Raw genomic sequence first — 20,221 nt, 5'->3', positions numbered from 1 at the left:
AACTGACGTTAACTTAGGTCAACGACAGGAGGAAAAGCCTTACCAGACCGAGTCTAAAGCCTTGGTATAAAATCGCTGTTGTAAATTAACAGTCCTGAATAAATGCCTTTGATGGAACAGCAATTCTGCCTGTCCCAGAAACAAAAAGCCCTTGTCTTCGAGGGAGGCATGAAAGCGACCCAGAATAGACTGTTGCGCCTCTGCTGTTAAATACATCAGCACATTGCGACATACGAGGAGATTAACATCATGCAAAGGAGCATCCTGCATCAAATTATGTCGCTTAAAGGTGACAATCCGCCGCAGGGTTGGGTGAAAGACATAACCTCTACAGGTGCGCACAAAGTATTTTTTGAGCCATTGAGGGGGAAGGTGGACTACATCTGTCTCGCGATAAACGCCACGCCGTGCCTGTTGCAGCGCATGTACATCGGCATCAGTCGCATAAAACTGAACACGCTCCAAACATGCCTCCAATCCCAATATCTCGGCTAACAAGATCAGCAGGCTACACACCTCCTGTCCGGTTGCACACCCCGCACTCCAGACTCGAATTGGTTCATTCGACGACTTGCTAGCAACAATAGAAGGAATCACTTCAGTTGCCAGATATTCCCAAGTGTGGCGATCGCGAAAGAAGCCTGTGAAGTTAATCAGCACCTCATCGAGGAGAGCCAAATGTTCGTTTGGGCAATCCTGCAAAAACCGCAAGTAGTTCGAATAGCTATAGAGGTTGAGTTGCTGCATACGATGGCGAAATCGTCGCATCAGAGTTGAGCGTTTATAGCCCGTTAAATCACACTCCCGATTGCATTTAAGGTAATCTAATAACGTCTCAAGCCCAGAACTGTCATCATCTCTGGCTAAAGGAGAATCACACAAAAAGCTTGTTGGGGGGTTTATTTGGGCAATCATTGATCAATCTGCTTATTAAAAATTGCTGGTAAATCTCCCCTACACAGCAAATTTGCTCTCACCATCATGTAGGAAACCTGTTTTTATGGGTTAATTCGTACGCAAGATTACAGTTTAAGATATTAGTTGAAGTTCTTACGTACAACTCACAGTATAGGTCATGCATACGAATAAGTGCTATCTTTAAGCAAATATTTCCTCAGTGCGTACGAATCGTCATGTCTACCCTGGAAGAATTACAATCTGAGCTGATTGAACTAAACGCCCAGCGAGATCAAATTGCTGAGAATTGGTTTCTACAACAGTGTTGGTTAGTGCAAGTCAAACCCGGTGGTACAGCCCGCACTAATACTAAATATTGGCAGGTCAGAAGTCGTCAACCTATTCTTGATGGTAAGACGCTTAAACATCTGAAACCGAATGAAGTCGAGGACTACAAAGCCGCGATCGCGCGGGGGCGACAACTCACCAAAATTGACCATCAAATTAAAAAGCTACAGCAGCAGATTGAGCAACTGAATACGACTGATCCCATACATTACGCATACGAATCATCTGCCACAGAACCTGTCCCATCCTCCAACCGCAACCAACGGCGATCGCCTCAACGCTCCAAAAAACAAGCAACCTTAGAAAACCCGATTCAGCTGGATCAGGTTAACGAGGTCATCGCTAGAAGCCAGCAGCTCAGCAACGGTCTACAACAGACAGGCAGGATCAACCAAGCAAAACTAGCAGAAGTAGTAGAAGAAGCGCGTTTGGTTCAAGAATTGATCGCCAATACTCAAGCGTTAAGAGCTTCCCTGAGACAGGCGGCAGCCGTCAACAACCGGTTGAGACAACAAAATCATGAGCTGAGACAAAGAGACAGAGGCGATCGCTAAACTCAGCCCTTACAACTCTTCTCGTCCGTCACCGAGCCTGACCTGCTCTTTCAGATTGTCTTCGCTTAAGACCTCATTACTCATCACCGCTCGCCGCACCAACTCGGCTCGTCGTTTGGCATCCTCCGCTTTTTGCAACAGCAGGTCTGCCGCTTCATGCTCATTCATCTCACGCAGATGCTTTGCCGTGTGGGTCATCAACATTTCACTGGCTTCGATCGTCCGAATACCGTCCCACAGCGTCTCCTCAATCGACTGCGTCACCTCCGCCAACAGAGAATTGAGCGAATAGGCGTGCCCCGTATGACAGCGAAAGCGCAGCAGATTGCCTTCTTTTAACTGCAACAACACCCCATGACACTCAGGGCAAGTGAAGGGAGAGAGATCGCCAAGTTTCATAATCCCCATCTCTAAACTATTGTCTTCTCGGGCAACACCTACCTCAAGATCCATTTGCTCAGACACTGCGTGTTCCTCTTGGTGGAGAATTGGTTTATCGACTAGATCGGTTATCAGTGCCCCCATCGCCGCGATCGGCACACAGTAATCTACATTCACTGCTTTCATCGCGGCTCTGGGCATCGACGAATGCAGGGCATCTAACGGATCTTGCACCACGGCAATGCCACCGCGTTCCTTAATGGCATACAATCCCGCCGCACCATCATCCAAACTCCCCGTCAACACCACCCCAATCACTCGCGATCCGTAGGATAAAGCGGCAGAGCGAAACAACACATCGATCGCCGGACGAAAGCGGTTTTCTCTAGGACCCCGCGACAACCGCATCATTCCAGACTCAACTAACAGATGGCGATCGGGAGGAGCTACATAAATTCGCCCTGAGTGGATAGGTTCATAATCAGTAGCGTGATTAACGGGCAAAGACGTAACTCGTGACAAAATTTGTGGCAACATGCTGGGGTAGTCAGGGGAGATGTGCCACACGATAAAGACTGCCGCAGGAAGGTCAGGAGGCAGTTGAGAAACCAGGATCTCAAAGGCTCTCAGCCCTCCAGCCGATGCGCCGATAACGATGATATCTGGTTTTAACACGGTTGCTCCTTATCGGTTTCGCGGTCAGGCTATCTCGAATCGTTAGACTAACATATCGGTTACGCAGACAATACTTCCTTAAGGCTAATAGCCCTAGCCAAAATTGGGGGGAACTGGAAATCTAAAGTCCCCCAGAATTAGGAATTTAAGCAATCTCCTTTCATGAGCCTACTAACGCAATGAGTTCGTTCTGTCACAATAGAAGTCAATACGTAAGTGATAGATTGCGATTTAATATAGGCGGATCGCTCCCGACATTGATGACCACGAGACATGACACCCAGACGCTCCTCTAAAAAAGCTCAACCCAATCCCTCAGACGGCAACATTCCAGTAGGTCATCCGCCAAACCTAGAGGAACCCACCACAGCAAGTCAGCCAGTCACCGACAATCAACCCTCTACTGAGAGCCAACCTGGTGTAGAGAGCCGACCCAGCGTTGCAGGTCAACTTGACTCCGGAGATTTGTCAGACAATGCCGGGGACGTATTTCCTGTCGTTGGCATTGGAGCCTCCGCCGGAGGATTAGAAGCGTTTACCCAATTGCTAAACTTTTTGCCCACCAACACGGGCATGGCGTTTGTGATCATTCAACACATGACCCCCGACCAGGAAAGCGTGTTGAACCAGATCCTGGCTAGAGTAACTCGAATGCCCGTGTATGAGGCGCAGGATGGGATGGCAGTTGCACCGAATCAGGTATACCTGATTCCGCCCAACCAAACCCTGACGATCGCCAAAGGGTTGCTCAAACTGTCGCCTCGTCCTCCCCGAAATACGATGTTTATGTCAGTCGATACGTTTCTGCTATCTCTGGCTGAAGACCGGGGCAGCAAAGCGATCGCCGTGATCTTATCGGGAGCTGATTCCGATGGGGCACGCGGAGTCGAAGCCGTCAAAGCTGCCGGAGGCATCACCATTGCCCAGTGTCAGGAATCGGCACAGGTCGAAAGTATGCCTAATACGGCGATCGCCACAGGTCAAGTAGACTTTATTTTGCCACCCGACCAGATCGCTCAAAAGCTCGCTGAAATCAGCCATCATCCCTACATCACCAACCTCTCTAAAACCGTAGCCGAAGCATCCTCCACCCCAACGGCTAGTCAAGACGCACTCACCACCATCTTTAATGCATTGCGAAAGACGACTGGTGTTGACTTTACCCACTACAAACAGACCACTTTAAACCGTCGCATTCAGCGACGCATGGTGTTGTACCAATTGGATAATTTAGACGAATACGCTCGTTATCTTCAGAGCAACCCGGCTGAGGTGATGGCACTCTATCGCGATTGCTTAATTCACGTCACCAGCTTTTTCCGCGACCCCGACAGCTTTCAGGCACTCAAAGCCGTCGTCTTTCCCATCATTATCAAAGACAAATCTCCCAGTACACCCATCCGCATTTGGGTAGCAGGCTGCTCCACGGGCGAAGAAGCCTATTCTATTGCCATCTGCCTGTTGGAGTTTTTATCGGATCAGGTGTCGCATGTGCCGATTCAGATCTACGCCACCGACCTGAGTGAAACGGCGATCGAATATGCTCGTAATGGCATTTACACCCCCAGCCAGGTTGCCAACGTCTCTCCTGATCGGCTCTATCGCTTTTTTATTCAGGTTGAAGGAGGCTATCAAATCAGCAAAGCGGTGCGCGAACTGTGTGTCTTTGCTCGCCAAAATTTGATCGGCGATCCACCGTTTTCACGACTCGATTTAATTACCTGTCGCAATGTTTTAATCTATTTGGGCAACTCCTTACAGAAAAAACTCTTACCCATCTTCCATTACGGTCTGAAATCCAACGGGTTTCTCATGTTGGGTGCCTCAGAGACAGTCGGTGATTTTATAGATTTATTTACCCTGTGCGATAAAAAGAACAAGATTTATGCCAAGAAACTGAGCATGGCTCGACCTAACATTGAGTTAACAGCCAGTTCCTATTCCCCCACCACTATCAACGTCCAACCGCTTGTGACCGAGCCTCTCCCTAATGACTTAGAACTTCAGCGAGAAGCAGATCGAATCGTATTAAACCAATACGCTCCGGCTGGAGTGGTTGTCGATGAAAACTTAGAAATTCTCCAATTTCGGGGGCAAACGAGTCCCTATCTTGAACCTGCCCCTGGTCGTGCCAGTCTCAATCTCTTGCGAATGGCAAAAGAGCAATTGCGGCGAGATCTGCAATCCGCCGTGTATCAGGCAAGGCAGCAAAAGTTACCCGTTAGACGAGACGGCTTACAGATCAGAGAGAGTGATTACCCTTCAGGAGGGACGACTTCGCAACGCATTCGGCAAGTCATTATCAACGTCACTCCATTTCAGGTTGGGTCCAACCAGGAATGTTTTCTAGTGCTGTTTGAAGATGCGCCAATGATTTTGGAGTTACCTGCTGAAACAGAAGATGGCAGCACTTCTTCAAAGCGCAAAACCCGTGAGGCTCAAGAAATCATTCGACTCAAGCAAGAACTGGCAACCTCACGAGAGCATCTGCAATCCATCATTGAGGAGCAGCAAGCCACCAACCAGGACTTGCGAGCCGCCAACGAAGAGATTTTGTCGAGCAACGAAGAGTTGCAGAGCACCAACGAAGAACTGGAAACCGCTAAAGAAGAAATTCAAGCCGCGAACGAAGAACTCAACACCGTCAATGACGAACTGCGTCGCCGCACTCAAGAAGCCACTCAAGTCAGCAACGACTTGCAAAACCTACTTAACAGCATCCACATCCCCATCTTGATGTTGGGAGCCGATCTCCAGATTCGGCAGTTTACCCCAGCTATGGAGGGCATCTTTAACCTGATCTCTACTGACATTGGGCGACCGCTCAGCGACATCACTCACAAATTGAGTGTGCCCAACCTGGAGCAACAAATTCTAGAAGTGATTCGGACACTCAACCTCAAGACACAAGAGATTCAAGACCGCGACGGACACTGGTATCACCTGCGAATTCGTCCCTACCGCACAATCGACAACAAAATTGATGGGGCGGTGTTGGTGTTGATCGACATCGACGACCTCAAACGTAGCAACGCTCAACTCATGGCAGCCAGAGATTACGCCGATGCGATCGTCGAGACGGTTTGGCAACCGTTAATTGTGTTGAATGAAAATTTGTATGTGATTACGGCTAATCGGTCATTCTACGAGACATTTGAAGTATCCCCCATGCAAACCGAGCAACACTCGATGTTTGAACTGGGCAACGGGCAGTGGAATATTCCCCAGTTGCGATCGCACCTCGAAGCGATTCTCGCCAGCAACACCCAATTCCAAGACTTTGAAGTCGAACACGACTTTGAACAGATTGGACGTAAAGTCATGCGCCTCAAAGCCCGCAAAATGCCCAAGATCGACAATACGCAGATGATCTTGTTGGCGATCGAAGATATCACCGACCAACCGCGATCGAGATTGTAGGTAACAGCTTCAAGGATAATCTACAAATCACACCCCACCGCCTACGGCACTGAAGCTTTGAACCAGCATGATGGGTAACAGTGAATGTTGGGTTGATGAAGACACCGAACCTACCAGGGGCGATCGCATTAATAGGGTAGTGTTTCAGATCTGTTGCCACTAACCCCCAGCTGTCGCCGTCCCCCTTACCAAGGGGAACTACCGCAGGGTGGTTTCATATACACAAAGAAAAGTGAAATAGATACTTGGCTGTACCGTCATCACCAAAAGATTGAGCAGTACAACGTCGAAGTTGAACGGCAGCAGACAACACCAAACACCTACCAATAACCTTTGTACCGTCCGCACCAACGCAATGTTGGGCTGTGGCTGCTGGAATATCCTACAAGCCTAACTATCCTCGCAAGGATTGCTCAAGTTGGTTGGTATCAACCTTAGCCAACTGACCAATCACTTTGATTACCAAACTTTCATGTACTGTGTACACGCCTCTTTTGACTGCGGTTGCTACGTTCAATCCTGCTGCTGCCCACTCAGACAACACAAACTCTCCTGCCAGTAATGAACTTGTTTTGCTTGTCAGAGGAGTAATGAGAATGTCTTGAGATGGATGTGCTGTACTTACAACAACAGCAGGTCTTACCTTTGAACTCGACAAATCCGAGAAGGGATAGCGCACTAAAATAACGTCATGCTTGGAGTAGCTGGGCATACACATCATCCTCAGCATTATCCCAAACTGCATCAAGTGAGGTTTGGCTTGCGTTCAACCAAAACTCAGCCTCGTCGTTCGGTAAAACTGTCACCAATACCCTTACCCCTTCCGGTAGTTCTGCTGACTCCAATAGCTCAATCTTTCCTTGCCGAACCGTAGCCCAGAGCGTTTTTAGCATATCTTGTTAAATGAGACTATGCCTTGATTTTATGCCGTAATTCTTTTTTGTGCGATCGCTTCCAAGTGTTCAAAGGAATGCCACACAGACAACCTCGAAGTAGATTAGCCTTCGATGCCTATAGGTAGCCTTTGCACCGTCCCCACCAAGATATGAAGCAGCCCAACAGCAAAATTGAGCGGCGACAGATTTCGTTCAAGCGAAAAAAATATACCTTCACGCACTGCTCGAATAGATTGTTAGGGTATGTTTGCTAAATGGGACGAAGACTCACTAGAAACGGAGAGTTCCCACTAAACCAAATTGAGGGTCATACACGTTATTACTTCCATCAAAAGTGTATATACGTCCCCACAGTGAGATTTGTCCCCTGCTTAGGTTCGCGTTGCTATACGTGGCACTAATCACTGAGTTGCTCTGCTCGTTAAATCCTCGAGTTGTGAACCTACCTCTAGAATATGTAACTTGATAAGTCTCTCCAACTCTTAATGTGCCCATAGGATCTGTATCGCCTGTCCAGCCAGAATCATTGAACCTATTTCCTACTTGGTCAAAGATTACTGTAAAACTCCTACCTGACTGAATATTATTCATGATGCTTACACCCCCTGCACTGTCAATTGGGCAGGGAGCTACTAGGCAAGCTTGAGCAGGTTTTAGTTGTACAAAAATTACTATCGTTGAAACTAAGAGGGATGAAGAAAGAAAGAAAATTTTACTCACGACTCTTTACTCAAATTAGACTTGAAGGAAGCTGAATTCAGTATCTCAATAGCTGATTGAGATAATATAGCTCAACATTTTTAAGATACAGGTTTTTTACCCACATCTAGAGAAATATCATTCCTCTTCACTACAACTTCTCAGAATCTTTATCCAGAGCGTTGATGGTTATGCTGATCGTTCTTACCGACGAGTGCAAGACCTGTGTACGGAGCCAGCTAACGACCGCGCTCACCGGGCACAGATAACCTCTGCAACTCAACCGATCATATTGATACGTTCCGGTGCAGCGGGATTGTGTACGCCCAGTCATGTGGATTGTCAACCTGAATGCAAAAACACTCAATTTACTGCAAAATTGATAGCTTGAGAAATGCAGCATCTAAGCTAACGAATAATCCAAAAAGCATAACTGTACAAACTACTCAAGCAGGCGGTTCTCTTAGCTCCTTTGGAGCGGCTACGGCAACAGAGACACTCCGTGAACGCATTGCTCTGATTACCAATTTCACCATGAAAACAGCAGCTCAGTATAAAGTCATTGATGATATTTGGAGCGAGTTTAAATTTTGGACAGTTAATCTTGAAGGTTATCAAGATATGAGTGTTTCATTTCCTAAAAAAGCACGGGAAACTGCCAATGAGTGAATATCAGTATTATGAGTTTCAGGCGATCGATCGCCCCCTGACGAAGAAAGAGCAGGACGAAATCCGCAAGCTCTCTAGTCGGGTTCAACTTACACCCAATCAAGCCATATTTCTCTACAATTATGGCAACTTTCGGGGTAATTCAGAGAAAGTACTAACCCAGTACTTTGACATGATGTTCTACATCGCCAACTGGGGCACCTGGCAACTGATGTTTCGGTTTCCGAAGGCGATCGCTAACCCAAACTGGTTTCAGCCTTACGACCTTCCCGACACGGTGACTGTTTCAACGACCTCCCAGTACATCATTCTAGATGTCCAGATTAACGAAGAGGAAGGTATTGGTGGTTGGATTGAGGGTGAAGGATGGATGCCACGTTTATTGCCGCTTCGAGACGAACTGTTGAACGGCGATTTACGTCTGCTATACCTGGTTTGGCTGCGAACAGCACCCTATCTTGCAGGAAATACTCTGGAAGATGATCCCGTTGAACCGCCCATTCCGCCCAACCTGGACAAGCTTTCTGAATCGCTACAAGCGTTTATCGAACTGGTTGAGCTTAATCCGGATTTAGTTGCTGCGGCAGCCCAGGCAAGCGATCGCCAGAAGCCGATCTCAGAACCCCCCCTAGAAAATTGGTTAGAGGAACTATCAGCAGACGAAAAGCAGGAATTCTTGCTGAAACTGGTGCGACGAGAACCGCACGTTGATCTGCAACTCATTCATCGCTTAAAGGAACTCGCAGGCGTAACTCAATCCGCGCCTCAATCGAACTCAGGACATCGACGTTTCTCTGAACTGCAAGAAATTGCCGAAACCATTAGAAAGAAACGTCACCAACAGGAACAGAATGCCGCAAGAAAAAAGCGCATTAAGGAACTGGAAGCCCTGGCACCGAAAGAAGCCCAAACCTGGAAACGAGTGGTCGAACTGATTGAGTTGAAGCAGGCTAAACCCTATGATGAAGCCACCACTCTACTGATCGATCTGTGTGATCTGGCAGAACATCAAGGACGATTACCCGAATTTACCCAACGCTTTGAGCAGCTTAAGTCAAAGTACCAAAATCGTCCTGCCTTGATTGCGCGATTCAAGACCATCAAAGCGTAATGCGTCAATCTAGACAGTTCCCTTCAGACTGGCATCCAAAGGTATAAGCAAATTTTATAGGCATGAGTTGCACTTTCGGCAAAGGGTTGCTCAAGATTTGAACTCTCGGCAAGGAGATGACTGAATTGGGTAGGAAACTGAGGCAATCATTCAATGAAAGAATCAGCATTTCAGCTTGGACTTTGGCAAAAGGATGCCTTATTGAGCGGCAAAGGCTTGGCTTAAGTCACAAATCTTACTCTGTTCAATCAGTTCTATCACCGCCAGTAACAGGATTGGCTTGTGCGGAGCGTTCACCCCATGATTTCGGTTAACATTGAGCTTTGCGAACTTTTTAGCGTAGTAATTAAGGTCTTTTTTCATCGCTGGTGGTCAAGTTCCTCACAGCCATCTCCAAAATATGCAGGGGAATCTTGAAATCCATCAGCTTGTTAGATTTCTTTAACAAAGTGCCGCTGAAAAATATTCCTTGTAAATCGAAGGAGTTTTAAGATGATTTGTTCGCTAAAACTAACAGAGCGATCGCAAGGTTAATCCTATCAATCCCTAGAGGTAGAGACCGTATCGTAGCACTCACTCTAAGTCAATCTGCAAGCTGACATAATTGATTATCAAGTGTTTCTAGCAGGAGCTGTTGACTTCTGTGTAGAAAAAAGTGATCACCAGGAAATAAATACATTGAGAATGAAGACCGGGTTTGTGATCTCCAAAGCTCAAGTAACTCTATGGGTTCTCCTGCATCGTCTAATCCACCTAAAACGGAGATAGAACAATCGAGAGGAGGTTCATCCAGATAAGTATAGGTTTCGCAGATCGAGAAATCTGCTCTTAGGATCGGTAATAATAGCTGCATTAATTCTGAGTTGGTTAACACTTTTTCGGGTGTTCTATTTAAGGAGCGCAACTCTTGCAAAAATTCGGATTCTGGTAAGGTGTGCAGGAGCGGATTGCGATCGCTTGCTTGCGGAGCACGACGACCAGAAATAAACAGATGAATTGGTTCTGGAGACTGTTGAATGCGGAGTTGACGAGCAAGCTCAAAACTAATGAGTCCCCCCAGACTGTGACCAAAAAAGGCAAACGGTATATCTAAATAGCCTTGGAGGGAGTGTGCCAGGGTTTGAACCAGGGGAGGAAGCTGGGTAAACAGCGATTCCTTGATGCGCTCTTCTCGCCCCGGAAGCTGAATAGGACAAACTTCTACATAGGGAGGCAGATTTGCTGACCAGTGACGAAAGATGGATGCTCCGGCTCCCGCATACGGAAAGCAAAATAAGCGAAGAGTGGCGTTGGGGTTTGGATTTGGACGTTTCACCCAATTGTTTGATTTTGGCGTTGATATTAGCATCCCTATTTCCTCAAGTGAGTGTCTGTACTCAGTTCGCCGTCTTCCATGTAAACAATGCGATCGGCAATATCAAGAATGCGATTGTCGTGAGTCACCATCAGGACTGCACATCCCTGCTCTTTAACTAATCGCTGCATTAAATTGACAACATCGCGTCCTGACTTACTATCTAACGCTGCCGTTGGTTCATCCGCTAGAACCAACTTAGGGTGACATGCAAGGGCACGGGCGATCGCAACTCGTTGTTTTTGTCCTCCAGATAAGTTATCGGGGTAGTAATTGACCCGATGTTCCAACCCAACCGACGCAAGCATCATTTCTGATTTGATACGAGCTTCTTCAGCCGAAATGTTTTCATCAAGCCGAATAGCCATTTGCACATTTTGTCGTGCTGTTAAGGAACGCAACAGGTTATGAGCTTGAAAAATGTAGCCAATATAGCGTCGAATTTTGATTAATTGGGCTTCACTGACTCCCTGCAATTCCTGACCAAATACCTTGAGACTTCCTTCGTGGAGCGATCGCAATCCCCCAATTAGAGTTAACAATGTCGTCTTACCTGAGCCAGACGGCCCTGATAGAATGACGATTTCGCCAGGTGAAACGTCCAAATTGATATTTGATAAAACAGGTTTGCGTAACACACCCTGCCCAAAGTAATGACTCAAGTTTTTGACTGATACAACGAACTGCTCCATACTCAGCACTTTCCATGCATTTCTTTGGGTGAAGTGAGGTAGTGGAGGTGATATGCACTACCTCATTAGATGATCAAAAGATATCGGCAGGGTCCGCCTTACGTAACTTACGCATGGCAATCAAACCTGAGATAAAGCACATTAATACAGTCAGAATTAGGATGGAAAAGATTCGCCCGATCGTCATGCCCAAAGGTAAAAATGTCGCACTTTTAGTTAAGTCATACAGCCCCAGTGAAAGTGCAAATCCAGGAATATATCCCAAAACAGCTAATATAATTGCTTCTTGAAAAACAACAAACTCCAAATATAAATTCTTATATCCCATTGCTTTTAGCGTTGCATATTCCGCCAGATGATCTGAGACATCTGTATATAGAATTTGATAGACGATCACGGTGCCAACAATGAAGCCCATCCCTACACCGAGGGTAAAGATAAAGCCAATGGCTGTACTGGTTTTCCAATAATTTTTCTCAAATTCAATAAAGCCTTGATGAGTTAAAACCTTTACATCATTGGGATAACTGCTTCTCATCGTTTGAGCAACCGTTTCAACATCAGCACCTGATTTCAATTGAATCAAACCAATATCAATTTCTCCTAATTTACGATCTGTGAATATATTGAGAAAATTTAAATCACTCATGATGATGTTGCCATCTGCTCCAAAAGAAGGACCCAGGGTAAACAAACCGACTACGTTCACTTGTTTACCGCCCAACTCAGTGGAAATCGATTCTCCTTGTTCAAATTCTGTTGCAATGGAACCGTATTCTTTACGGGATGCTCGATCAAATAGAATGTTTTCTTGCAATCGAAGTTGATCTAAATTTTGGGCAACTTCTGGTAGTTTAAAGACAGATTTGTCCGGCTCAAATCCGTAGACATAAATCACTCGCAAACTGCCATTCTCAGGATTTTTCCACTCCTTAAATCCTACATAGATAGGACTGATGGATTCTACTCCTTCCACACTGAAGGCTTGATATAACCGCCGCCACGAAAAAGGTCTCATAAATGCGAGCGATCGCGATCGTGCACCAATCAGCACTATATCGGCCTGCAAACTTTGATGGAACCGAGTTGCGCTGTCATAAAGGGCAGCTTGAAACCCCAACTGCATAAACATCAAAATCACGGCAAAGGCAATGCCCGCCAAAGCAACGAGTAGACGCAGCCTTTCTCGACTCAGTTGCAGCCATGCTAAGGGGATATCAAACATTGCTAATTTAGGTCTGTTAAAGATCAATGACAACGTTGACTTGTAAGTTTGTGAACGCCGACACGCGTTGGCTGTCCGCTGCATCCAGCTGAATTTTGACCTCAACCACTCTACTGTCTACATTGGCGGTTGGGTCAACACTCAAGATATCTTGTGCATTAATTTGTAAGCCAATTTGAGTAATAGTGCCTTGTAACTCTCCTGAAAACGCATTGCTGCTGATAGTTGCTTTCTGACCAACCTGTAATCTGCCGACATCTGATTCATAGACCTCTGCAATCACAACCATTTGATCCGTTTGCCCTAAGGCAACAACGCCCTGATCGCCAACAACCTCACCAGGACGGGTGTAAACTCCCAGGATCTGTCCATCTTGGGGCGATCGAATGTAAGCTAGCTCCAATTCTGCACGGGCTTTATTCACATTGGCGATCGCTTTATTCAGTTCAGCTTGAGCAACCTGAATATCGGTAGGGCGAACCTCCATAATCCGATCGAGGGTTGCTTGAGCTTCTCTAATTTGTTCTTGAATCGTTGCCGCCATTCGGCTGCGATTTGCTTTTGCCTCATTGAGCTGCTCACGGGTCGTTGTCATAGTTACCTCTTTGCTATCAAGTTGAGATGCCGTAACCGCACCGTTGCGATACAGCTCACGATAGCGTTGGTATTCAGTTTGGCTATTGCCCAGTTCTGCCTCTAGACGAGCAATGATCTGATCTTGCGTATTGAGTTGTCCATCTAACTCTGCTTTCAAACGGGCGATCGTTGCTTTTTGCGCTTCAACTTCCCCCGTCTGGGCTCCAGCTTCCACTTGAGCAAGGTCTGCCTGAGCAACGTTAACTTCTTCCTGCGCTAACTTCAGAGCGGCTTGCAGTTGGTTAACGTTATCCAAGACAGCAACGACTTGTCCCGCTTTCACAACGTCACCCTGCTTGACCAGCAGTTGAGCAACTCGACTTGTGCCCAGTCCATTAAGAGCAGTAGGAGCCGATAGATAAATTACCTCTCCTTCTGGCTCTAATCTGCCTAATGCTGAAACAGCTTCGGCTGTAGGGACTTCCAATTCAGTATTGGCTTGACTCGGTGCAGGTTGGGCACGAAAGACATACTGAATCGTGGCTCCACTTACAGCTAAAGCTGCAACCACTGTAACCGCAATGACCCATCGTCCGGATGGTTTCAGAAGCGGCTTATTTCCTGAGATTAAATCAGGTTTCATAACATAGACTAACTATTCTTCTGGGACTAACCATTCTTCTGGTTCTGTTTGTATTGAGCGGACTGGGCGGTTCGCCAAGCCTGAGGGCTTGTACCGTGCAATTTGCGGAACTGGCGAAAGAAGTGAACTACATGGTGATAGCCTACTTGAGTTGCAATGTGTTCTACATTCTGGTCAGTTTCTAAAAGTAAAGCCCGTGCTGCTGCCATTCGGCGATTGATAATCCAGCGTTGTACAGTTTGTCCGGTTTGACGACCGATCAGGTTTGTTAAATAGGCTGGAGAATATCCAACCGCTTGGGCAACGTCGGTGAGAGTGATGGGTTTGTGATAGTTTGCTTCAATAAAGCAAAGTACCTCATTCAAGAGGGGATCAGACGAAGACGTGATCTGAGAATTCGCTATAGCTTTTACAGGAGCCGTAACCGTTGAATCGTCAATCCCTTGAGAGCGAGCAGCATACCACTGATGGAGAACGCTCTGCTTCTCTAGTTGAGTGGTGATTGCCCTTAATAACTCATCTAATGTACAAGGTTTGGTGAGATAGTCATTTGCTCCCAACTCCATCGCCTTACGAAGGTCAGTTCGGTTTTCCTCAGCCGTCATAAAAATGAAAGGAACACCTGCCGTTAGTGGATCTTGGCGTAATGTAGCCAAAACACTGTATCCATCAATGTCTGGCAACATCGGGTCACAAAGAATCAAATCTGGTAGGTGCATCTGCGCCTGTTGAATTCCCATTCGACCATTTTTAGTGCTAAACACATGAAACCCTTTTCCTTTAAGACCCTCCAGAAAAAAGTTTCGAGCATATCCTTGATCCTCAATCAGTAGAATTTTTTTCACCATCTCTCCTCTCATTCGCACCCTTGAAGAATAAGAAAGATAACTTCATTGGCTGACCCGTAGACGTTGAAAGCCTAGTAAGCAGAGTCAAGAGGAGCCTTGATTTAAGAACGCCTCTTAAACTCTCTTGCTTAGCGACCAGTTGCGATAGGAGTAAAAGACGGTTTGCAGAAAATAGGTTAGAGCTGTTTGCCAGCCGTTAACTCCTGCAATAGAGAACCAATATCAGTTTGCAGATGCAGGAACTTGGCTTTACCGAGAGGACTTTCACTCCAATCTTCAACTACGCTCAATTGTCCGGTCAAAAACCCAGTTCTGCAGGCATGACGCTGAATTTTGCCACTTGAAGTCTTTGGGATACTGCCTGGTTTAACTAGCGTCGTAGAGTAGATTTGTAACCCATGCTGTGCCGCGATCGCTTGATTGATGTTTCCAATAACCTCCTTGATATTTAACTTTCGTAGATAACTCCGTTCAACTTCGTAGACAAGAACCAGTCGTTCCTCACCTTTGATGTCTACCGTAAAGGCGGCCCCACAACCTGGTCGCAGTGCTGGATGGCTTTTTTCGGCAGTCAACTCAATGTCCTGCGGGTAATGGTTTTGTCCTCGAATGATCATCAAATCTTTGATTCGTCCTGTGATGAATAATTCACCATCCTGTAAAAAACCCAAATCTCCTGTCCGCAAAAATGGACCTTCACCTGTATCTGCTAGATAAGCAGAGAAAGTCTGCTCTGTCTGTTCTGGTCGGTTCCAATATCCTTTAGCAACACTTGGGCTGGATACCCAAATCTCTCCAATCTGCTCTGCTGAGCAACGGGTTGAGGTGTCAGGATTAGCAACTACAACGGTTTGACCTAGACACTGACCGCAACCTACAACGGTTCGAGTCATTTCATGTTTTTTCGTGGCTGTGACAACTCGGTTTCGCTCTAGGGCTGTGCCATCTATTTGTTTGAGAACAGGAAGAACGTTTCTAAAGCTTCCAGAAACGATCAACGTTGTTTCAGCCATACCATAGCAAGGATGGAAAGCTTCTCGACGAAATCCGCAGGGTTCAAACTTTGCCGCAAATTGCTCTAAGGTTTCTGCTCGAACAGGCTCAGCCCCTGTAAAAGCGACCTTCCAACTACTGAGATCAAGCTCTGCGAGTTGTTCCGGTGTAACCTTGCGAACACAGAGATCATAGGCAAAATTAGGTCCACCACTGGTTGTCGCTTTGAAATGGGAGATTGCTTTTAGCCATCGGATTGGCTTCTGCAAAAATGCCATTGGTGCCATTAGAGCCATGGGAGCACCAACGTATAGAGGTTGTAGAATGCCTCCAATTAACCCCATGTCGTGGTAAGGGGGCAACCAGCTTACTCCTTGGCTCTCTGGTGTATCAGCAAAGCTTTTATAGATTTGCAAGGAATTGTGTAACAGATTACTGTGGCTGACCATAACCCCTTTTGGCGTTCCGGTTGAGCCTGATGTGTATTGCAGAAATGCAAGTGTGACACTGTTGATATTGGGTTTCTGCCATTCGCTTGCAACTTCGTCAGAAACGTCATCTGTAGTTACCCAACGCAATCCACTCAACGTCGGCTCTTCAGCAAAACGTTCCTCGATATCTTTTAATAATGCTGTTGTGGTAAGGGCGATCGCCGCTTGAGCGTCAGCTACGATAGCTTGCAATCTAGATAAGCTTTGATTGCGTCTAGCGGGGTAAGCAGGAACAGCAACCACCCCGGCATATAAACATCCAAAGAATGCAGCAATGAAGTCTAGACCAGGTGGATAGAGCAACAGAGCACGTTGTCCAATGGCGTTTAGCTTTTGAAGTTGGGAGGCGATCGCTCTTGCTCGGCAATCCAAAGTTTGGTAATCTAGCTTGCTTGCTTCTAATTCCCCATCTTCCAAAAATGTGTAAGATAGCTGATGAGGTTGGCTTTGCGCTCTGTAACTAAGAAGATCAATTAGGGTCAAAAATTCACGCTTAGCACTAGTTGAGTGAGTCAAGCAAATAGTCATACGCTGCTTCCTTGCCAATCTTTTTACATGGGGATCATGGATGTCGTTTAATGCACTAGCCTTAACAACTCATCACGTAATGATGGTTTAGTGCGTTAGCGACAGCGTAACCTATCCTACAGGGGACACATTCTTGTTAGCACTAAGACTGCAATCAGGCAGCTAGTACTACTCAGCCATACCTCAAAATTCTGTTGCTACTCTTTCGTAACCTCTAGCCCCAGCATCTAGTTGAATGTAAACCACTTGAGTTTTGACTTGTTATTGATACCAATTCTGTATAGAGAACAACATTCTATTGCAAGTAGAAACACTTTTAGAAAGCAGCAAGTTGTTCTCTTACTTGTCACGATTTACCTTGGAAAGGCTCTCAAAATTTTGCAATATTTGCAACCTTTGACCATCCTCCTAATGGAAGAGTTACTTGTGATATTAACTTGTAAGAAACAGCACGTATTATTTCCAATTTATAAAGATTATATGAAGTTGAGGGTTGTAGCAAGTATTCTACAAATACTTGCAAATACTTGAATGCTATAAACGATAACGCTTTGACGGCTTTAAATACTATTTAAAGATTAGATAAAGTTTCTATTTATTCTAAGTTTTGGAAACAGAGTAGAGCAACTGCCAATAACAACATAAGGTATTACAGAATACAATTGACATCATCCTATACATCCACACAAATTCATATATAAATTCGTGTTCGTACTTTTAAGCTAAGGATATATTCTGCAATTTGAAGAGTGGAAATTTATAGACCCGCTTCCAGACAGGAATTTCATCTCTAAATTCAGCTTTAAGCGTTGAATTGTAATTACGTAGAATGTCAATAGATCGAAAAAATAGTTAGCCTAATCAAAAAATTGTTTATTGTAATTCAATTAAATATTTGATTAAGCTTCTCGCAGAACATCCAGTTACAGGTATTACTTGCTCAAGACAAAATTACTGAACATAGAATTTGACTCAGTTATAGAAGGATTGTGTTAACCATAAGAGGTTTTACCTTCTGACTCAAATTCTTGTATAGCTCTAGTTTTGCATTAGGCAATTCAGACGGAAAGCCTGCCTGGACTTTGAAGACGACGTTAAAGCAACTGATGAAGTGGTCAGTTTATTAAGGGCATAAATGATGGAAAGCCAAAGTTCACAAGTCATGGTGTCTACAAATTCTGAAACCAATCAACCCGACCTTGAAAGTAGTTCACACTTGCAGTTAACGGCAGCGGAAATACAAGAGTGGATTGTTTCCTACCTAGCTGACTTACTTGAGATTGAGTCAGAAGACGTGAACGTTACAATTCCCTTCGATCGCTATGGTCTAGACTCCTCAGTAGCGGTCGGTATGACAGGTGACTTAGAAGATTGGATGGGAAAGAAATTAGACCCAACATTGTTGTATGACTATCCCACGATTGAGACGCTAGCGAAGCATCTGGCTGAAGTTCCCTGATAAAGCAATTGAATAGCTCTGGTTGAGTTGAAACAGACGATCTAACTCCTCTTCTGGTTTTACATTGCTCGATAACCTGCGAAATCCAGGTGTTAGGGCTAACGAAGAATGTCCAGAAGTTAAATTTTGTTGACCCTAATTCTAAATCCTCAAGAGAACATCATGGTAAACACTCTCAACGCTTCAGATATAGTTCAAGACTCTCCTTCACTGGACAATAAAAAGCACGCCAAAATTACAGAGATCAACTATCGACGTAATTGCGAATCGGACTATACCGAGAGAATGGAGGAACTGGATAAGAATTTTGATTACAGAAGTAATAGTGAGGAATTTTGGAGCGATCCAGAATTGTCCCTTTTGTATGGTACTCCTTTGTATGAACAAGCCTCGCAATCTCAAAGAAAGGCACTCAACCATCTTTATTGGGCTACTCAATACAATCAAACGGCTGCCACTGAAGCGAATGCCATACTCTATAACCAAGTCACAGCTGGAGTATTTGAGGTTATCGGAGGCTACGAAACGCTCTGTCAAGAGTTAGACCTTGAAACAGCTCAAGAACGGCATCACATCCACGCATTTCACAATATTGGTTATAGAACCAAGAAGGCATTGTTGGGTCAAAGTGGATTCCATGCATCAATTCAAGGAAAATCAAAGGCAATCAAGACTGGGGTAGCAAAGGAATTGGTCTCTGGGAAGCGATCGCCAATCTTTAGCTTTGGAATGCAAAGTTCGCTCATGTCTTCGTTTCAAGACACAGCGATGCGCTTTGTGACTAACAAGGTGCTGTTGAAACAGCAGACACAATATTACTCACGATACTTGAAGGAGTTGGACCAAAAGGGAGAGCTGATCCCGGCTCAAACAACAGGATTGTTGGGTCAGATTGCCCCTCGACCTATGCTTCAGTTCTTCACATTAAATTGTGGAACATCACCGTTTCTTGCATGTTTGTTCTACTTCACCCGCTTTATGGCAAATATGCTGCTGAAGAGCTTTGAGTACGGCTACACCCTGCACTACAGAGAGCTAGAAAAACAAGGCTCACCCATCCCTGCTCCAACAGCTGTTTCCTACTTTCATCTTTTAGATGAATCCTTTCACACCACAACCTCTCAACTAATTGCCCTTGAGATGTATAAAGACTTTGCCAAACCTTCTGCTTATGAGGCGTTTCTAGCAAACTTCACGATTTACAGAGCACAAACAGTTTCTTTAAGTGGTCTTTCGGCTGGGTTGCCTCGTATCTATCGCAATGATGAGCCGTTCATGCTCTCATTCTATCGGTTGCTTCAGTCTCCTGTTTTTGAGATGTCTGAACAGGAAGCCTTGCAATGGATGAAGAAGTGTTTTTGCTATGAGCACGAGGGGCTACATGTGAATCTCAAGTATCACGATCGCCTCTTAAACGATTTGCGTCGGCTGTTTAGCGGTGTTGATTACTTGTGGGCTGTTAATCGTGAACTGCGATTAATGGCAGCAGGCGGTTCCATTAGCAAAGCGATTCAAGACAACACGAAAGCATTTGAGCAATTCTCTCGTTCTATCGCTTAACTGGATTTGAAAGCCGACACTCAAAAAATTAGCAGTCATGTTCATTGGCTTTTCGAGTGTCGGCTTTAGCTTCAGCTACTTGGTGTTGCCAGGAGAAAATGAAGGGTCAATTGATAAGGCGATTCAACGTAATATCAAAGCCTTCAAACAGTTCTCTCATGCTGTTGCTTAAAGGGTGTTACTAGGGAAGGAACCTTGTTCC

Annotated in this window: 17 protein-coding genes; 7 read left to right on the top strand and 10 right to left on the bottom strand. The window is 45.5% G+C overall.

The window, feature by feature from the left end:
* Window positions 1–39: 39 nt before the first annotated feature.
* Window positions 40–915, bottom strand: a complete 876-nt coding sequence (locus tag H6G89_RS25845; protein WP_190512006.1) for a CheR family methyltransferase — start codon at window positions 913–915, stop codon at window positions 40–42.
* Between the two features lie 218 nt (window positions 916–1,133).
* On the opposite strand from H6G89_RS25845, the gene H6G89_RS25840 reads away from it, so the two are divergent.
* On the top strand, window positions 1,134–1,799 hold the full coding sequence (locus H6G89_RS25840) for a hypothetical protein (RefSeq protein ID WP_190512004.1): 666 nt from the start codon (window positions 1,134–1,136) through the stop codon (window positions 1,797–1,799).
* Between the two features lie 9 nt (window positions 1,800–1,808).
* Here H6G89_RS25840 and H6G89_RS25835 read toward each other — a convergent pair whose 3' ends face one another.
* Window positions 1,809–2,855, bottom strand: a complete 1,047-nt coding sequence (locus tag H6G89_RS25835; RefSeq protein WP_190512002.1) for a chemotaxis protein CheB — start codon at window positions 2,853–2,855, stop codon at window positions 1,809–1,811.
* Between the two features lie 273 nt (window positions 2,856–3,128).
* On the opposite strand from H6G89_RS25835, the gene H6G89_RS25830 reads away from it, so the two are divergent.
* Complete coding sequence (locus tag H6G89_RS25830) at window positions 3,129–6,275, top strand: chemotaxis protein CheB (protein WP_190512000.1); 3,147 nt, start codon at window positions 3,129–3,131, stop codon at window positions 6,273–6,275.
* A gap of 394 nt (window positions 6,276–6,669) precedes the next feature.
* Here H6G89_RS25830 and H6G89_RS25825 read toward each other — a convergent pair whose 3' ends face one another.
* Both H6G89_RS25825 and H6G89_RS25820 read right to left on the bottom strand, forming a co-directional pair.
* Window positions 6,670–6,987 carry a type II toxin-antitoxin system PemK/MazF family toxin gene (locus H6G89_RS25825; RefSeq protein WP_190511998.1) on the bottom strand — a complete coding sequence of 106 codons (318 nt, stop codon included), beginning with the start codon at window positions 6,985–6,987 and terminating at the stop codon, window positions 6,670–6,672.
* Window positions 6,965–7,168 (bottom strand): hypothetical protein, encoded by a 204-nt coding sequence (locus H6G89_RS25820; protein WP_190511996.1) that lies wholly within the window; start codon window positions 7,166–7,168, stop codon window positions 6,965–6,967. The genes H6G89_RS25825 and H6G89_RS25820 overlap by 23 nt, the downstream gene beginning before the upstream one ends.
* 1,053 nt (window positions 7,169–8,221) lie before the next feature.
* Between H6G89_RS25820 and H6G89_RS25815 the strand changes: the two genes are divergently transcribed.
* Together H6G89_RS25815 and H6G89_RS25810 are read left to right on the top strand one after the other, a co-directional pair.
* The gene (locus H6G89_RS25815; protein WP_190511994.1) at window positions 8,222–8,539 is read left to right on the top strand and encodes a hypothetical protein; all 318 of its coding nucleotides are present in this window, start codon (window positions 8,222–8,224) and stop codon (window positions 8,537–8,539) included.
* Complete coding sequence (locus H6G89_RS25810) at window positions 8,532–9,650, top strand: hypothetical protein (protein WP_190511992.1); 1,119 nt, start codon at window positions 8,532–8,534, stop codon at window positions 9,648–9,650. Before H6G89_RS25815 ends, H6G89_RS25810 begins: the two co-directional genes overlap by 8 nt.
* A 583-nt stretch (window positions 9,651–10,233) precedes the next feature.
* Here the strand turns inward: H6G89_RS25810 and H6G89_RS25805 are convergent.
* From H6G89_RS25805 to H6G89_RS25780, 6 genes are all read right to left on the bottom strand, one after another.
* Complete coding sequence (locus H6G89_RS25805) at window positions 10,234–10,998, bottom strand: thioesterase II family protein (protein ID WP_190511991.1); 765 nt, start codon at window positions 10,996–10,998, stop codon at window positions 10,234–10,236.
* Between the two features lie 2 nt (window positions 10,999–11,000).
* Window positions 11,001–11,696, bottom strand: coding sequence for a DevA family ABC transporter ATP-binding protein (locus tag H6G89_RS25800; protein WP_190511989.1), 696 nt, complete (start codon window positions 11,694–11,696; stop codon window positions 11,001–11,003).
* 73 nt (window positions 11,697–11,769) lie between these two features.
* On the bottom strand, window positions 11,770–12,921 hold the full coding sequence (devC, locus tag H6G89_RS25795) for an ABC transporter permease DevC (RefSeq protein WP_190511987.1): 1,152 nt from the start codon (window positions 12,919–12,921) through the stop codon (window positions 11,770–11,772).
* A gap of 16 nt (window positions 12,922–12,937) precedes the next feature.
* Window positions 12,938–14,140 (bottom strand): ABC exporter membrane fusion protein, encoded by a 1,203-nt coding sequence (locus H6G89_RS25790; protein WP_190511985.1) that lies wholly within the window; start codon window positions 14,138–14,140, stop codon window positions 12,938–12,940.
* 26 nt (window positions 14,141–14,166) lie between these two features.
* Window positions 14,167–14,988 carry a response regulator transcription factor gene (locus H6G89_RS25785; protein ID WP_199336931.1) on the bottom strand — a complete coding sequence of 274 codons (822 nt, stop codon included), beginning with the start codon at window positions 14,986–14,988 and terminating at the stop codon, window positions 14,167–14,169.
* A 176-nt stretch (window positions 14,989–15,164) separates the two neighbouring features.
* A complete protein-coding gene (locus H6G89_RS25780; RefSeq protein ID WP_190511981.1) occupies window positions 15,165–17,000 on the bottom strand; it encodes a fatty acyl-AMP ligase in 1,836 nt (611 codons plus the stop codon).
* 1,162 nt (window positions 17,001–18,162) lie between these two features.
* Between H6G89_RS25780 and H6G89_RS25775 the strand changes: the two genes are divergently transcribed.
* The 3 genes from H6G89_RS25775 to H6G89_RS35900 all read left to right on the top strand — a co-directional run bounded on the left by H6G89_RS25775 (window position 18,163) and on the right by H6G89_RS35900 (window position 20,191).
* Window positions 18,163–18,459 carry an acyl carrier protein gene (locus H6G89_RS25775; protein WP_199336930.1) on the top strand — a complete coding sequence of 99 codons (297 nt, stop codon included), beginning with the start codon at window positions 18,163–18,165 and terminating at the stop codon, window positions 18,457–18,459.
* 162 nt (window positions 18,460–18,621) lie between these two features.
* The gene (locus H6G89_RS25770) at window positions 18,622–20,019 is read left to right on the top strand and encodes a hypothetical protein (RefSeq protein WP_190511979.1); all 1,398 of its coding nucleotides are present in this window, start codon (window positions 18,622–18,624) and stop codon (window positions 20,017–20,019) included.
* Between the two features lie 37 nt (window positions 20,020–20,056).
* Complete coding sequence (locus H6G89_RS35900) at window positions 20,057–20,191, top strand: hypothetical protein (protein WP_255519509.1); 135 nt, start codon at window positions 20,057–20,059, stop codon at window positions 20,189–20,191.
* The last annotated feature ends 30 nt before the right edge of the window (window positions 20,192–20,221 follow it).

This window comes from Oscillatoria sp. FACHB-1407 (genome assembly GCF_014697545.1).
Taxonomy (GTDB): domain Bacteria; phylum Cyanobacteriota; class Cyanobacteriia; order Elainellales; family Elainellaceae; genus FACHB-1407.
Note: the sequence above shows the minus strand (reverse complement) of the source record. Positions and strands in the feature narration are given on the sequence as shown.